13 protein-coding genes are annotated in these 15,696 nt (G+C 63.2%); 5 read left to right on the plus strand and 8 right to left on the minus strand.

What is annotated here, in order from left to right:
* Positions 1-152: 152 nt before the first annotated feature.
* A complete protein-coding gene (gene ald / locus CGZ66_RS37820; protein WP_095091638.1) occupies positions 153-1,268 on the plus strand; it encodes an alanine dehydrogenase in 1,116 nt (371 codons plus the stop codon).
* A gap of 235 nt (positions 1,269-1,503) precedes the next feature.
* Here ald and CGZ66_RS37825 read toward each other — a convergent pair whose 3' ends face one another.
* From CGZ66_RS37825 to CGZ66_RS37845, 5 genes are all read right to left on the minus strand, one after another.
* Positions 1,504-1,971, minus strand: a complete 468-nt coding sequence (locus CGZ66_RS37825; RefSeq protein ID WP_095091639.1) for a DUF1203 domain-containing protein — start codon at positions 1,969-1,971, stop codon at positions 1,504-1,506.
* Between the two features lie 101 nt (positions 1,972-2,072).
* Positions 2,073-2,636, minus strand: coding sequence for a GNAT family N-acetyltransferase (locus tag CGZ66_RS37830; protein WP_095091816.1), 564 nt, complete (start codon positions 2,634-2,636; stop codon positions 2,073-2,075).
* A gap of 5 nt (positions 2,637-2,641) precedes the next feature.
* The gene (gene sseA, locus CGZ66_RS37835) at positions 2,642-3,493 is read right to left on the minus strand and encodes a 3-mercaptopyruvate sulfurtransferase (protein ID WP_095091640.1); all 852 of its coding nucleotides are present in this window, start codon (positions 3,491-3,493) and stop codon (positions 2,642-2,644) included.
* Between the two features lie 136 nt (positions 3,494-3,629).
* The gene (locus tag CGZ66_RS37840) at positions 3,630-4,373 is read right to left on the minus strand and encodes an alanyl-tRNA editing protein (RefSeq protein WP_095091641.1); all 744 of its coding nucleotides are present in this window, start codon (positions 4,371-4,373) and stop codon (positions 3,630-3,632) included.
* Entirely contained in the window at positions 4,373-5,407 is a 1,035-nt protein-coding gene (locus CGZ66_RS37845) for a cysteine synthase A (protein ID WP_095091642.1), read from the minus strand. Before CGZ66_RS37845 ends, CGZ66_RS37840 begins: the two co-directional genes overlap by 1 nt.
* Before the next feature lie 227 nt (positions 5,408-5,634).
* On the opposite strand from CGZ66_RS37845, the gene CGZ66_RS37850 reads away from it, so the two are divergent.
* The gene (locus CGZ66_RS37850; RefSeq protein WP_095091643.1) at positions 5,635-6,456 is read left to right on the plus strand and encodes an SDR family oxidoreductase; all 822 of its coding nucleotides are present in this window, start codon (positions 5,635-5,637) and stop codon (positions 6,454-6,456) included.
* 96 nt (positions 6,457-6,552) lie between these two features.
* Positions 6,553-7,527, plus strand: a complete 975-nt coding sequence (locus CGZ66_RS37855) for an alpha/beta hydrolase (RefSeq protein WP_095091644.1) — start codon at positions 6,553-6,555, stop codon at positions 7,525-7,527.
* Between the two features lie 105 nt (positions 7,528-7,632).
* Here CGZ66_RS37855 and CGZ66_RS37860 read toward each other — a convergent pair whose 3' ends face one another.
* The gene (locus tag CGZ66_RS37860; protein WP_095091645.1) at positions 7,633-9,054 is read right to left on the minus strand and encodes a DEAD/DEAH box helicase; all 1,422 of its coding nucleotides are present in this window, start codon (positions 9,052-9,054) and stop codon (positions 7,633-7,635) included.
* Between the two features lie 409 nt (positions 9,055-9,463).
* Between CGZ66_RS37860 and CGZ66_RS37865 the strand changes: the two genes are divergently transcribed.
* Both CGZ66_RS37865 and CGZ66_RS37870 read left to right on the plus strand, forming a co-directional pair.
* The gene (locus tag CGZ66_RS37865) at positions 9,464-10,996 is read left to right on the plus strand and encodes an acyl-CoA carboxylase subunit beta (protein WP_095091646.1); all 1,533 of its coding nucleotides are present in this window, start codon (positions 9,464-9,466) and stop codon (positions 10,994-10,996) included.
* A 7-nt stretch (positions 10,997-11,003) separates the two neighbouring features.
* A complete protein-coding gene (locus tag CGZ66_RS37870) occupies positions 11,004-12,074 on the plus strand; it encodes a M48 family metallopeptidase (RefSeq protein ID WP_095091647.1) in 1,071 nt (356 codons plus the stop codon).
* Positions 12,075-12,154: 80 nt separating this feature from the next.
* On the opposite strand, the gene CGZ66_RS37875 is transcribed toward CGZ66_RS37870, so the two are convergent.
* Together CGZ66_RS37875 and CGZ66_RS37880 are read right to left on the minus strand one after the other, a co-directional pair.
* Complete coding sequence (locus CGZ66_RS37875) at positions 12,155-14,158, minus strand: hypothetical protein (RefSeq protein WP_095091648.1); 2,004 nt, start codon at positions 14,156-14,158, stop codon at positions 12,155-12,157.
* Positions 14,155-15,687 carry an NAD(P)H-hydrate dehydratase gene (locus CGZ66_RS37880; protein WP_095091649.1) on the minus strand — a complete coding sequence of 511 codons (1,533 nt, stop codon included), beginning with the start codon at positions 15,685-15,687 and terminating at the stop codon, positions 14,155-14,157. Before CGZ66_RS37880 ends, CGZ66_RS37875 begins: the two co-directional genes overlap by 4 nt.
* Between the last annotated feature and the right edge of the window lie 9 nt (positions 15,688-15,696).

Consider the following 15,696-nt stretch of genomic DNA (forward strand, 5'->3'; position numbering starts at 1 on the left):
CGTGAATCCTGCGAATATCTTACCATTTTGCGCAACGATTATCGAAAACCGCCCGTTTGCGCAAGCGCATTCGCAAACACCTGCGCAGCGATTTGTGGTTCACTCCACCTATACAGGGAACGAGCCCAAAAGGGCCGGATCAGGAGAAGAAAATGCGCGTCGGCTGCCCCAAGGAAATCAAGAACCACGAATATCGCGTCGGCCTAACGCCCGGCTCGGTCCGCGAATATGTCGCCCACGGCCATGAAGTGCTGGTCGAGACCGGCGCCGGCGCCGGCATCGGCGCCGATGACAATGCCTATCGCGCTGCCGGTGCGACAATCGCCAAGACGGCTGCCGACGTGTTCGCCAAGTCGGACATGATCGTCAAGGTCAAGGAGCCGCAGCCCAACGAATGGGCGCAGCTTCGCGAAGGCCAGATTCTCTACACCTATCTCCACCTGGCTCCGGACCCGGAGCAGACCAAGGGCCTGCTCGCTTCCGGTGTCACCGCAATCGCCTACGAAACCGTCACCGACGACCGTGGCGGCCTGCCGTTGCTGGCGCCGATGTCGGAAGTTGCCGGTCGGCTGTCGATCCAGGCCGGCGCAACGGCGCTGCAGAAGGCCAATGGCGGCCGCGGCGTGCTGCTTGGCGGCGTGCCCGGCGTGCTGCCCGGCAAGGTCACTGTGCTCGGCGGCGGCGTCGTTGGCTTGCATGCTGCCAGGATGGCGGTGGGGCTTGGCGCTGACGTCACCATCATCGATCGCTCGATCCCGCGCCTGCGCCAGCTCGACGACCTCTTCACCGGCCGGGTGCACACGCGTTACTCGACTGTCGAGGCGCTCGAGGAGGAGTGCTTCTCGGCCGACATCGTCGTCGGCGCGGTGCTGATCCCGGGCGCCGCGGCGCCGAAGCTCGTCACGCGCGAAATGCTGTCCGGCATGAAGAAGGGATCCGTGCTGGTCGACGTCGCCATCGACCAGGGCGGCTGCTTCGAGACCTCGCACGCCACCACCCATGCCGAGCCAACCTACGAGGTTGACGGTGTCATCCATTACTGCGTCGCCAATATGCCCGGCGCGGTACCGGTGACGTCGGCCCACGCGCTCAACAACGCGACGCTTCATTATGGCCTGCAGCTTGCCGACAAGGGCCTGAAGGCGCTGGTCGATGACCACCATCTGCGCAATGGCCTCAACGTCCACAAGGGCAAGATCACCAACCGCGCGGTCGCCGAGGCGCTAGGCTACGAACTGGTTGAGCCGAAAGCTGTTCTCGCGGCCTGATTCTCCTTCAGAATTCCTCCGTCAGCCCGCCGGTTCATGCCGGCGGGTTTTTTCTTGGCGCGAAGGTTTTCTTGAGCTCGAGGCCGGGCAACAAAAAAGCGGAGCCAAAGCCCCGCTTCCTAGATATCGAGATTTGCCGCCGGTTCATCCGCGGTCGGCAAATCGATCGACAATGGCTTTCTAGTGCGATTGTGCGACGGGAGTACGACAGGCCCTCACCCAGCGTTCCAATGCCTCAGACGCGCTCGATGCGACACTGGTAGCAATTGTTGCGCGCCGAGCGGACATGGACGTAGGCGATATCGTCGCGCTCGAAGAGGGCCTCGGCCCGCGCTGTAATTGCTGCGGTCGGGATGACGCCGCCGCTGCCGTAGACGATACGATTGTCCCTGCCGTAGCCGCGCACGATATAGTCAGGGCTTTCGAGGATCTCGGGTAACACCTCGCTCTCGGCGGCGCGGTCGCATTCGTCGGCATGCAGGAAGATCGGTCCGGTTTCGGCATAGGGCTGAAGCTCCGGGAATGGCCGGTAGGCCAGAACGAGGTAAGCGTCGCCCGCGGCGATGTTCTTCAGACAGTGCCGGCAAGGCATGCCGTCACCGTCGGAAATCTTTCGCTCGGGCGTCTGGCCGTAGACGTCCGGGCCGCCGTGCTGAAGTGCCCTGACATTTTCGGTCGGCAGCGCTTTGAACTGAATGGTCATGGTAGGATCTCCGGTGTTGTCCACCGGAAATTATGCCCTCAAGTTCACGCTTCCCACCCGATTCTTGCGCAGTGGCGGATGCTTCGGATTTTTGGCTGATGTCACGGCCGCATGACGCTGGCCGAGCGTTCTCCGAAAGGCAGCGGATGCACGATTTCCTTCTTTTGCGCCACCGGCGCAAAGCCGAGCTTTTGGTAGAGCGGCAAAGCAGCCGGATGATCGAGCGTGCAGGTCTGCACTGTCACCCGCTTCGGCCCGTACGACCACGCCGCTGCGATCGCCGCCCCCAGGAACCAGCGGCCGATGCCTTGCCCGGTCGCATGTTCCATCATGCCGAAATAGGCGAGCTCGACTTCTTCCGGCAGATGCGGCTTGAGGTCGAAGAAGCCGGCCGGCGCGCCGTCGAGGTAGAGCACTCTGATGTCGCGGTCCTCGCGGTGGATGCCGGCCGAAAGCTCCTCGTCATCCAGCCTCAGCACGTTGACCCAGTGCCATTTGCGTCCCACCCGATCCATCAAATAGCGGTAGAAATGCAGGGGAATGTCCTTGGTCTTCAGCAGCGCGACCTGACGGTTGTAGGGCACCGGCGGCGAATAGGCCGGCGGCACATGCATCTCGAGGAACGTCACCGTGACATCGATGTCTTCCAACGCGCCGTTTTCCATCGTCTTCATTCCTTGCCGGTCACGACCGGCGTGTCGGAGAGCCCACCCCATTCCGTCCATGAGCCGTCGTAAAGTTTGTTGTCGGTATGGCCAAGCGTTTCCAGCGCCAGCGTCGCCACCGCGGCTGTAATGCCCGAACCACACGAAGTGATGACGGGTTTCGACAGATCGATGCCGGCCGCCTCGATCACCTTGCGCAAGCGGTCCTTCGACAAGAGCTCGCCATTTTCCGACAGCGCCGAGTAGGGCAGATTGCGCGCGCCAGGCATGTGGCCGGAGCGGATACCGGCGCGGGGTTCGGGCTCCGTGCCAGCAAAGCGGCCCGGTCCACGGGCGTCGGCGATCTGGCTTTCCCCGGTATCGACGATCCGGCGCATGTCGGCGAGGCTGGCGACGCGACCGGCGTCGAAATCGGCATGAAACACACTTGGCGCGATCCTGGTCGGTTCGGCCGTTACCGGCCGGCCCGCCGCTTTCCAGCCATCGAAGCCGCCGTCCAGAATATAGGTCTGGAAGACGCCCATCACCCGGAACATCCACCACGCCCGAGGCGCCGAGAAGAAGCCCGGACCATCATAGATGATGACGGTGTCGTCGGCCGAAACGCCCATCGATCCGACATACTGGGCAAAATGCTGCGGTGACGGCAGCGTGTGCGGCAGCGGCGAATCCGGGTCCGAAACCGCGTCCTGATCCAGAAACCGTGCGCCCGGAATGTGGGCCGCGCCGTATTCGCCGCGCGCATCGCGCTTTTGCGCCGGCAGATACCAGGATGCGTCGATGATCGTCAGGCCCGGCTCGCCGAGGCGCTGCTGCAGCCAATCCGCGTCGACGGTGAAAGGACTGTCCTCGGCCATTTTTTCTCCTGCTCGCCGTTTGGCGGTGATTGTCCGATTAAAGTGCGTCGCGTTGAAGCGGATTCAAGCGACGCGCCTTAAGTCTTTGTTCTTGTCGTTGACCCAACATCGAGGCCACTTTCTTGGGCGACATGCATCAGGTCGCCGGCATCGGGCCGAAGCGGATGCGGAAGCGTCTGTTTTCACGGCCCTTCTTCTCGATCTTGCCGATATGGATTTCGCCGACCTCACCGGTGCTTTTGACATGGGTGCCGCCACAGGGCTGGCTATCGACCGAAGCGTTGTCACCGATGCAAACCAGGCGGATCTTACCGGTGCCAACCGGCGGCCGGACATTCTTGGATTTCACCAGGCCCGGGTTGGCGGCCAGCTCCTCGTCGCTGATCAGCCTGGTGAAGATCGGGTGATCGGCCCGCACCAGATCCATCAGGCTCGCCGTTACGTCTTCCCTGGTGAAGCTGGCGTCGGGAATATCGAAATCGACGCGGCTGTCATCCTCGGAAACGGACGCACCGGTGATCGGGAACGGACAGACCACAGTGAGCAGGTGGCAGGCCGCGTGCATGCGCATCAAAAGATGCCGGCGCTCCCAGTCGATCGCCAGACTCAAGCGTTCACCGACCTCTGGAACCCTCTGCTCCAACGCCGGGACATGGATGATCTCGTCCTTGGTCTCGCCCGTAATGGTGGCGGCGATGGCGATGCGGCTGCCGTCGGCGCGCCCCAGATGCCCGATATCGCCCGGCTGGCCGCCCGATGTGGCGTAGAAGATCGTCCGGTCGAGGATAATGCCGCCGCGGTCGTTGACGGCAATGATTGTGGCGTCCGCTGTCCGCAGATAGGCGTCGTCGCGAAACAGCGCTTCGGTCCTGTGCGCCATCAACCGACCTTTTCGAACGGCACAGAAATCGTGCTCCGCTGCTCCATCCAGCCCGGTATCGGCAGGTTCTTCTCGCGCAGGAATTCCGGGTTGAACAGCTTCGATTGATAGCGCGTCCCATAGTCGCAAAGAACAGTCACGATGGTGTGGCCGGGGCCCAGTTCGCGCGCCAGTCGGATCGCGCCGGCAATGTTGATGCCGGTCGAGCCGCCGACGCAAAGGCCTTCTTCCTGGATCAGGTCGAAGACGATCGGCAGCGCATCCTCGTCCGGGATCTGGAACGAAAAATCCGGCGTGAAGCCATCGAGATTGGCGGTGATGCGCCCCTGCCCGATGCCTTCGGTGATCGAGCTGCCTTCGGACTTCAACTCACCGCTGGTGTAGAAACTGTAGAGCGCAGCCCCCAGCGGATCGGCCAGCGCGATCTTGACGTCCTGGCGCCTGGCCCTCAATCCGAAGGCGACGCCGGCCAGCGTTCCGCCCGAACCGACCGCCGAGACAAAACCGTCGACCTTGCCGCCGGTCTGGTTCCAGATTTCCTCCGCCGTGGTGCGGATATGGCCGTCACGGTTGGCGACATTGTCGAATTGGTTGGCCCAGATGGCGCCGTTCGGCTCGGTCCGCGCCATCTGCTCGGCCAGCCGCCCGGACAATTTCACGTAATTGTTGGGGTTCTTGTAAGGCACCGCGGGCACCTCGATCAGCTCGGCGCCGAGCAGTCTGATGGTGTCCTTCTTTTCCTGGCTTTGCGTGTCTGGAATGACGATGACCGTGCGGTATCCCAGCGCCTTGGCGACCAGCGTCAGCCCGATACCGGTATTGCCGGCCGTTCCCTCGACGATCACACCGCCGGGCTTCAGCAGCCCGCGCTGCTCGGCGTCGCGGATGATGAACAGGCCGGCGCGATCCTTGACCGACTGGCCTGGATTCATGAACTCGGCCTTGCCCAGGATCTCGCAGCCGGTTTGTTCAGACGCTTTGTTGAGGCGGATCAGAGGCGTGTTGCCGATCGCGTCGATCACAGAACGGGGCATTCAGGATTCCTTGTGCAGCTGTGCCGAAACCGTAGAAACCCGAAGCTTCGGTTTCAAGGCAAGAATTTGTCTGGACCAGTCGCATTTGCGGCATTGTTATCGCGGCCGACGCTTCTCAATATCGCCTTCATGCGCCACAGTTCATTTCCTCACTGTGATGAAAGCACTCTTTTCATTCGATTTCTTCATCGCTAGAGCAAGGTACGAGCAAGTCGACAGGGCGCAGCATGACACTCTATCGGGCCAATCCGAAGCACGGCGTCGCCTGGATCACGGGCGGCAGCAGCGGCATTGGCCGTTCGCTGGCCAGGGATCTTGCGGCCCAGGGCTATACCGTCGCGGTGACGGCGCTCGACGACGATCCGATCGACACGCTTGTCGTCGAAACCGCGCAGATGCCGGGCAGTGTCACGGCCTTTCCCTGTGATGTCACCGACGAGCCGCGCATGGCAAGGACGGTCGCCACGATCGAGAAGGAACTCGGGCCTATCGTGCTCGCCGTCTTCAATGCCGGGAACTACATTTCGACGCCGGGTGAGAATCTTGTCGTCAACGACTTTCGCCGGTCCTTCGATGTGAACTATTTCGGCATCATCAACGGCCTGGTGCCGGTCATCCAGCGCATGCGTGTGCGGGCACGCGGCCATGTCGTGCTGGTCGGCTCGGTCACCGCCTATTTCGGCTGGCCGACCACGGCCGCCTATGGCGGCACCAAGGCGGCGATCAACATCCTGGCCGAGTCGCTGAAATACGACTTCGACAAGATGAATGTGCGTGTCCAGGTGATCAACCCGGGCTTCATCGACACCGCTCTTACAGAGAAGAACATGCTGCCGATGCCGGGGCTGATGCCAGTCAGCCGCGCGACGCGCCGCATGGCGCGGGGCATCAAGTCCGGCGGCTTCGAAGTCACCTTCCCGCGCCGGCTGAGCTGGCCCCTGAAAGTGCTCAGCCTGCTGCCGAGGCCGCTGTGCAGAGGGGTGATCGGCCTGATGACCAACTGGAAGGCGCGGCCGCTGCACTACGACCGGAAGCCCCAAAGCGAATAGAACGCCATCGAGATTGGCAGGCTCCCTCTCCGGGGCATGGCGTTGCCCGATAGTGACCGCCGCCATAGGTTGAGAAATTGTTCTTTGGAGTCTGCGATGGGGCGACGGATCGTGCTTGCTGTGCTTGGCCTTATCGTTGTCCTCGCACTGGCTTTCGTGTTTGGCCCGCGCGTACCCGTCGACACCACGATCCGTTTCGATCCCTCGGTCATCGGCGACGATCCGCAGGCCTATGTGGCGAAGACAGAGGCCGCCATACCCGGAATCCGTGACGGGCTGGAGAAAGAGATCGTCTGGGCCAATCCGATGGTGCATGCCAGGACGCCGCTGTCGATTGTCTATATCCACGGCTTTTCCGCATCGAAGGGCGAGGTCCGCCCGCTGTCGGACGAGGTGGCCGACCAGCTCGACGCCAATCTGTTCTACACCCGCCTTACCGGTCACGGGCAGGACGGCGCGGCGATGACGCAAGGCAGCGTCAATGCCTGGATCAACGACTATGAGGAGGCACTCGCCATCGGCAGGGCGATTGGCGACAAGGTGATCGTCATCTCGACCTCGACAGGCGGCTCGCTGGCGACATGGGCTGCAACGCAGCCGGGCGCATCGGACGGGGTGGCGGCGATCGCGTTCATCTCGCCGAATTTCGGCGTCAGGGCGTCTGGCGCCGAACTGCTGACCATGCCCTGGGGCAAGCAGATTGCCGAGCTTGTCGGCGGCAAGGAACGCAGCTTTCCGACCCGCAACGCCCTGCACGAGAAATTCTGGACGCACAAATATCCAATGGCCGCGACACTGCCGATGGCGGCGCTGACGGAGCTCGCCTACGCAGCGCCGGTGAAAAAGGCGACCATCCCTGCCCTGTTCATCTTTTCCGATTCCGACAGGGTGGTGCGCGAGGACCGCACCCGCGAAATCGCCGGGCGCTGGGGCGCGCCGCATGAACTGGTGCCGGTCGACGACACTGGCGATCCCGACCACCACGTCATCGCCGGCGACGCGCTGTCGCCTTCGACCACGGCCTATCTCGCGCAAAGGATCGCCGTCTGGGTCGAGGCGGTAGCCAAATAGCCTCCTGACGAAAAAGGGCGACCGAAGCATCGCTTCGGCCGCCCTTTCCTTGTCAGTCACGGCAATCAGCCAGCCTAAGCTTGGCCGACCAAAACGCTGTCAGGCTTACGCAGCCCGCGCCGCCGGACGCTTGCCGCCGAAGCGGCGCTTGTTGTTGCCCTTGAAAGGCTTGGCGCCTTCCGGCTTGCGCTCGCCAGCGAAGGCCGGCTTGTCGCCGAAGCGCTTCTTGCCAAAGCCATTGCCCTTGTTCTCGCCACCCGGCCGCCTGCCGTCACGACGACCATTGCGGTCGTTGCGGTCATTGGCGGGCTCGAAGCGCTCGTTCTTTTCGGCCGGATTGCGCAGCGGATCAGGGCTGCCGAGATGGTCGGCAACGATCGGCAGCTTGGTGCGGATGATGCGCTCGACCTGACGCAGCTTGCTGTTCTCCGAAGGATCGCAAAGCGTGATGGCAATGCCGTCCATGCCGTTGCGGCCGGTCCGGCCGATGCGATGGACATAGCTTTCGGCTTCGTCCGGCAGGTCGAAATTCACGACATGGCTGATGCCGGGCACATCGATGCCGCGCGCCGCAATGTCGGTCGCCACCAGAATGCGCACCGAGCCCTCACGGAAATCGTTCAGCGCCTTCTGACGGGCGTTCTGCGACTTGTTGCCGTGGATGACGGCGGCCTTGAAGCCGTCGCGCTCGAGGTCCTTGGTCACCCTGTCGGCACCGTGCTTGGTGCGCGAAAAGATGATGACGGACTTCATCGACTCGTCGGCGAGCATCGTCGACAGCACCTGGCGCTTCTGCTTGGTGCGGGCAAAGACGACGCCCTGCACGATCTCGGCGGCCGCGGTGCTTTGCGGCGCGACTTCGACGCGGATCGGGTTCTTCAGCAGACCCTTGGCCAGGTCGGCGATTTCATTGGGCATCGTCGCGGAGAACAGCACCGTCTGACGGTCGGGCGCGGTCGCCTTGGCGATGCGCTTGACGTCGTTGATGAAGCCCATGTCGAGCATGCGGTCGCCCTCGTCCAGCACCAGCCACTTGGTGTCGGCAAGCATGAGGTCGCCTTCGCGCACCAGATCGGTCAGGCGACCGGGCGTTGCGATCAGGATGTCGACGCCGGGCGCGACCTTCTTCACCTGGCTGAAGCGCGAGACGCCACCCAGCACAAGTGCGGTCGAGACATGCGCGCCCTTGGCGAGGATCTTGATGGTGTCCTCGATCTGCACGGCAAGTTCGCGCGTCGGCGCCAGGATCAGCGCACGCGCCGTCTTCGGCCGGCGCTTGGTGCCGAGAGCGATGATCTTCGACAGGATGGGCAGCGCGAAGGCAGCCGTCTTGCCGGAACCAGTCTGGGCGATGCCGAAAATGTCACGGCCTTCCATCTGCGGCGGGATCGCCTGCGCCTGGATCGGCTTCGGATCGGTAAAGCCGGCGGCATGGGTCGCCTTGAGCAGCGCACCCGTAATTCCCAGTGCTGCGAAACCTGAGAGTTCCCCAGTTTTATCAGCAAGCAAAGTGTTTTCGTTGGTCAAAATATTCTTCTTTCACGCGGCCTCTGGCCGCAAACATCAATGGCGGCAGGGCGCAACCTGCCGTCGGATAAATTGTCATGGAACGACAAGGCGGGCGGACGGTTTCGTCCACTCGGCTGCGCTGTCGTGCCCGCAGGCATCATGCCACGGGGCTTTTTCGCCACTTTGTGATTTACCGGAAAGAGAGGCCGATATACCGGAAAGAGGGAAAACAGACGCAACCAGTCTCATTTGTCGAGAAGGCCGGATTGTTCCCGGCCCAAGCGCCTATGTCGCCGCATATGGCCCAGTTCGCGGTCAAATGCAAGGGCCGTCATGCTGCAGCGCAACAAAACCACGGCGCAAGCGGTCCTTGCGCTCGCCCGCCCGCACGATTACCACGAAATGCCGCTGGCTTGGGAGGTAACCGATGAAGGACGTGCTGAAAGAACTCGAGCGCCGCCGTGACATCGCCCGCATGGGCGGCGGCCAGGCCCGCATCGATGCACAGCACAAGAAGGGCAAACTCACCGCGCGCGAACGCATCGAGGTGTTTCTCGACGAGGGCTCGTTCGAGGAGTTCGACATGTATGTCGAACACCGCTCGACCGATTTCGGCATGGAGAAGACCAAGATCGCCGGCGACGGTGTGGTCACCGGCTGGGGCACCGTCAACGGCCGCCCGGTCTATCTCTTCGCCAAGGACTTCACCGTGTTTGGCGGTTCGCTGTCGGAAGCGCATGCCGAAAAGGTCATCAAGGTGCAGGAGATGGCGCTGCGCAACCGCGCGCCGATCATCGGCCTCTACGATGCCGGCGGCGCGCGTATCCAGGAAGGCGTGGCCGCACTGGGCGGCTATGCCGAGATCTTTCAGCGCAACGTGCTCGCCTCCGGTGTCATTCCGCAGATTTCGCTGATCATGGGCCCCTGCGCCGGCGGCGACGTCTATTCGCCGGCGATGACCGACTTCATCTTCATGGTGCGCGACACCTCCTACATGTTCGTCACCGGACCGGATGTGGTGAAGACGGTCACCAACGAGACGGTAACCGCCGAGAGCCTCGGCGGCGCCTCCGTCCACACGACGAAATCCTCGATCGCCGACGGCGCTTACGACAATGACGTCGAGGCGCTGCTGCAGATGCGCCGGCTGGTCGACCTGCTGCCCGCCTCCAACACATCGGAGCTTCCGGAGATCGAATGCTATCAGTCGGTGACCGACCATGATCAGTCGCTCGACCGGCTGATTCCCGACAACGCCAACAAGCCGTACGACATCAAGGAGTTGATCCTTAAAGTTGCCGACGAAGGCGACTTCTTCGAGATCCAGCAGAATTTCGCCAAGAACATCGTCACCGGGTTCGGACGGGTCGAGGGCCGCACCGTCGGCTTCGTCGCCAACCAGCCGATGGTGCTGGCCGGCGTGCTCGATTCAGACGCCAGCCGCAAGGCGGCGCGTTTCGTGCGCTTCTGCGACTGCTTCTCAATCCCGATCGTCACCTTCGTCGATGTTCCGGGCTTCCTGCCCGGCACGGCCCAGGAATATGGCGGGCTGATCAAGCATGGGGCGAAACTCCTGTTCGCTTATGCCGAGGCCACCGTGCCGAAGATCACCGTCATCACCCGCAAGGCGTATGGCGGCGCCTATGACGTGATGGCGTCAAAGCATCTGCGCGGCGACATGAACTATGCCTGGCCGACGGCGCAGATCGCCGTGATGGGCGCCAGGGGCGCGGTCGAGATCATCTACCGCAAGGACATCGGTGATGCTGAAAAGATCGCAGCCCATACAAAGGCTTACGAAGATCGCTTCCTGTCGCCCTTCGTCGCCGCCGAGCGCGGCTATGTCGATGAGGTGATCATGCCGCACTCGACCCGTCGCCGCATCGCGCGCGCGCTCCGGATGCTGCGCAACAAGGACATGCAAAACCCCTGGAAGAAGCACGACAACATCCCGCTGTGAGGCGCTGATGTCGCGTCTGGTCATCAGCGCAGGGCGGCGGTTCGGCAGGTTTGCCGTGCTGTTTTTCGTGATCCCTGCAGCAATCATCTTCTGCGTCTGGATGTCACTGCTCGACAGCCATCCGATCTGGTTTATCGCCAGTGGATTTGTTGCCATGCCGATCGCAACCACGGCGGCGGCATTCCTGTTCGGCACATTGTTTGCCGGACTTCGGCGCCGCAAGGTCAAGGGCGTGCCCAGAACCGAGGCACCCGGCATATGGGCGCACTGGGAAGAAATTGCCGGCCCGCGCCGTGCGGCACGCACCGTGATTGCGTTGGAAGACGACCTTAACGCCAGCGTACGGGAAGAACGCACACTTCTCGGACTCTTGGGTCGCCGCGTGTTCTTGACCGTCGGCATTCCCCTCCTGGCGGTGACCGATGAGAAGGCGCTTGCAGCGATTCTTGCTCATGAAGATGCCCATTTACGCAACAAAGACACCAATGGCGGCCTCAATCTCGCAGAGTTCGAAAATAGTTTCGGATTTGTGTTCGAGTACGCCCCTCCGGGAGCGACGATTTCGGGCAGCCTGCTTCATGCTGCAATCGGTTGGCTGTCGGAATCGTTTGAACGGGAGGATATCCGGCTTTCACGCGAAGCAGAGATCAAAGCGGATCGTCATGCGGCAGTGTCTGGCAATGCCGAGCAAGCCGCGCGTGCGCTGTTGCTCGTTGCGGCTGCAGACGTACACTTCAAGGAGAAGGTGTATGACGCTTTGGGGCTTGAACTGAGGGGAGCAATGCGTCCACCACGGCCACCACTCGACCGCCTTCTGCAGACGGCCGGGCAGTTGTCGGAACAGACTTACCTGGACGCTTGCGTCCACAGAGCGTGGGAACGTCCCGATGACGGGAAGTCGACGCATCCATCATGGGCACAGCGACTGGTGGCACTTGGGTATGCCGAAGCGCCCGACATCCAGCCGATAGCCGTCACGGCCCTCTCGACGCTGCTAAGCCCGAGTGCCACCGAACGATACATTGCGGAATTCAACAAGACGTGGACCGAGCAGATGGAGGACTATCTTCAACGCTAAGGCGATGCTCGCACGTTGATGTCGACGAGACCCAAGTGCGGGACGCCTTTTCACCGATCGCCGTCACCCGCGACTGATACCTACTCCTCTTCCGCCGCGCCAAATCCTGCCCCCATGGTGGCACGGACGGAACTGCCCCAGGGCGTCGCGTGGTTGTCGATGCGCATCTGGAAGATGAAATAGGTCGGCGAGCAGAAGCCGATACCCTTGATCTTACCGATGCCAGGCGTATCGGGCGGCAGCGATTGGCACATATAGTCCTCGCGGCAGAAATGATCGGCCGAACAAGCGGGCCGGTTGCCGCGGTTGACGGCGCCGCCAAGGCATTGGTCGAAATTGTTGGTGGCCACGCAGATGTCGAATTTCTTGCCGCCGACCAGCCCGCAGATCTCGTTCGGCATCGGCTTGCCGGATTTGAAGGCCGCGAAGGCGCGGTCCTTGTCGTCGCAGCCGCGATAAGCGATGCCGCCAGGCACGCCGATCTTCGGCGGACGGCAGGTGTAGGCAGTGCGCGAGACATCCGGCGCGAAGGCCGCGAACTGGCCTGATATTTTGAAGCGGTCGTTGAAAGGCTGCGTGGCGTTGCTGGTGATCGATCCGGTCAGGCAGGGATGGCCGGAAAACATGTCGGGACTGTCCTTGGGTAGCAGGCATTGCGCCAGTTTCGTCCGCACACCCGAAGCGCTGGCTAGCGGCGTGCAGATGGTGCCGCCGCCGCACTGCCACGTCTTGGCGAAGCGTGCGGCATCGTCCGGCATCAGGCACGGCATTGTCATCTCTGCCGGCGCGTAGTCGATCGCGCCGGCGTCCGTCCAGGCAGCCGGTGGTGCAAAGGAGAGCGGGCGGAAGCGGTTCGGCTCCATGCCTTGCGCCATGGCGCGCAGCCAGGCCTGGCGGCGCGGTATCTCGGCGTGAAGATGCGGCGAAATGCCGACCTCGATGCGGTTGAGCGGCGAGGTCGTCTTGTCGTCGAGGCCAATGAAATGGAAACCGGCGGTGGAACCAGCCTGATGGCAACCCTGGCAGGCGCCATTGTCCAGCCGTTCGATGAGAGCTTCCGGTGTGCGCAGCAGTTTGAGCCCGGAATAGTCGAGCGATGCGAATTCCCCGGGCTGAAGCAGTGGCGTGAAAGGGTGGTTGGCCTGCCGCGCGCTGCCGAAGGTCGACCACGAGATGACCTTCCTGGCCAGGAATTCGTCGGGGATTTCGTAGACGCCTTCGTCGACGGCCGGCAGATTGGCGCTGACATAGGCGGCGAGCCTTGCCTTCAGCGCCGCGTCTTGCGAAAGCCGTGCGGCGTCAGGCGTGTTCTCCAGCGGCTTCTCGCTGACGGCGCCGCCATCGATGCCGAATATCCGCATGAGATAGGCGGCCTGGCCGCCGAACTCGGTTTCCTGGCCGGAGGGAAAGCGCACCACCTGGGCGTTGAGTTCCAGCTGCTTGAAGGTCAGCCCGGCTTTCTCCAGCGGACCGCCAGTCAGCCAGCCAGCATCGACGGTCTCGTCAAGCTGTGGCGTCCAGCGTCCGGCAACGCCGACGCAGCCGCCGTCGGCATCGGGCGCCGTGCTGTAGACGGCGTTGAAATTGAACGGCAGACGCGACGCCAACAGCTTGCCATTTTTGCGGAAACTGTAGGCAAGGCGGTAGATGAAACGCACCTCGCCGCAGCTCTTGTCACCCAGTAGGGCCGCGAAGTCGCGACGGTCGAGCCGGTTGACGACGCCGACCAGCCGGAAGCGCGCTGCATCGGTCTTCAGCCAGCGCAGGTCCATGATGCGGCCGACATTGCCGTCGGTGACCTCGTAGAGCGGCCGCCCGCCGGCCTTCATGTCGGCGCGCAGCGCGGCGACATCGGCCGCCACAGTGTCGACGACAGCGTGATAGGCCGGCGCCTTGTCGTAGAGAGCTTTCAGGTCGCCCGCGCCCGCCGCGCCAAAAATATCGGCAAAGCCGTAGCCCTTGGCATCAAGTGCGGCGAGTACCGCCGGATCATCAACGATCGTCACAGGACCTTCGGCGCGCGCTGCTGACACCACGAAGACAGCAAGGAGGGTGGCGAGCAGCAGAGCCAGGGCGCGGCTCATCGAGCGGTCGAACGTGCTTCGACAAGGTCGCGCAGCACCGGCACCAGCGCCGGCGGCAGATCCTCGGCGATCAGCCCCGGCCCGAACCGGCTGCCGGCCTCAGCATGGATCCACACCGCGGCGCAGGCCGCTTCGAAGGCCGGCATGCCTTGCGCCAGCAGCCCGGCGATGACGCCTGACAGCACGTCGCCCGAACCTGCGGTGGCCAGCCACGGCGCGCCGTTGGCGTTGATTGCCACCCTGCCGTCAGGAGCGGCGATGACGGTGTCGGCGCCCTTGTAGACGATGACGGCATTGGCACGCACGGCGGCTGCGCGGGCCTTGTCGAGCTTGGAGGACGCAACTTCATCGGCGATATCGGGAAACAGCCTGGCGAACTCCCCTTCGTGCGGCGTCATCACCAGGGCCGGCGCGCCCGGTTGGCGAGAAGCTTCGAACAGGACGTCCGGCGCCTCACGAAAAGAGGTGATCGCGTCGGCATCGAACACGAGGCCGTCAATCCGGGTTGACGTATCCCTTGGCTGGACAGGGCTGAGCAGCGCAAGTGCAAATTGCCGCGTCTTTTCGCCAATGCCGAAACCGGGCCCGAGAACAAAAGCCGACGGCCGGCGTTCGCCGATGAACGAGTCGATGTCGACGCTGTCATCGGCCTTGCGCAGCATGATCGAGGTGAGATGCGCAGCGTTTACCTGCATGGCATTGGCCGGCGACAGCACGGTGACCGCCCCTGCCCCGCTTCTCGCGGCGGCTAGTGCCGACAGCCGCGCCGCGCCGGTGGCGCTCGGACCGCCGGAAAAGACGCCGACATGGCCGCGCTTGTATTTGTGCGTGTCCACCGCCGGCACGGGAAATTCCCGCGACCACAGGTCTGGCACATTCTCAAAAGTCGACACGGCGAGTTGGGCGATGATGCCGTCGCCTATGCCAATATCAGCGAGCACGATTTCACCACATTGCTCTCGTCCCGGGAGCAGCAAGTGGCCGGGCTTTTGCCGCGCGAAGGTGACGGTGACCTCGGCGTGAAACGCCCTGCCCAATATTGCGCCGCTGGCTCCAGAGACACCCGATGGCAGGTCGACCGCGACCACAGGCAGGCGCAGAGCTGTTGCGGTGTCGACGGCTTTCGCGGCATCGCCGGCCAGCGGCTTGGACAGCCCTGCCCCGTAAAGCGTGTCGACGACGATCGAGCCGGCCTCGGCGGCAAAATCCGACAGTGGCCGAGGTTTCACCGGGCATTGCGCGGCGGCGAGCGCCGCATCGCTTTGCGGCCTCGGCGTGCCGCTCGCCCAGATCGTTGTGCTTACGCCGCTGCCGGCCAGCAACCGGGCAACGACATAGCCATCGCCGCCATTGTTGCCGGGGCCGCACAGCACATGGACACGCGTCGCTGCGGGATAACGCGCCAGGATCACGGCCGCGACCGCTTCGCCGGCACGGCGCATCAGCCCGAAGCCATCGAGCGGACCGGCGGCAATCGCCAGCCGATCGGCCTCACTCATTTCGGCCGGGGAAAGAAGTTCGTTGCTCATGGATTGCCG

Source organism: Mesorhizobium sophorae (genome assembly GCF_002270415.1).
GTDB lineage: Bacteria > Pseudomonadota > Alphaproteobacteria > Rhizobiales > Rhizobiaceae > Mesorhizobium > Mesorhizobium sophorae.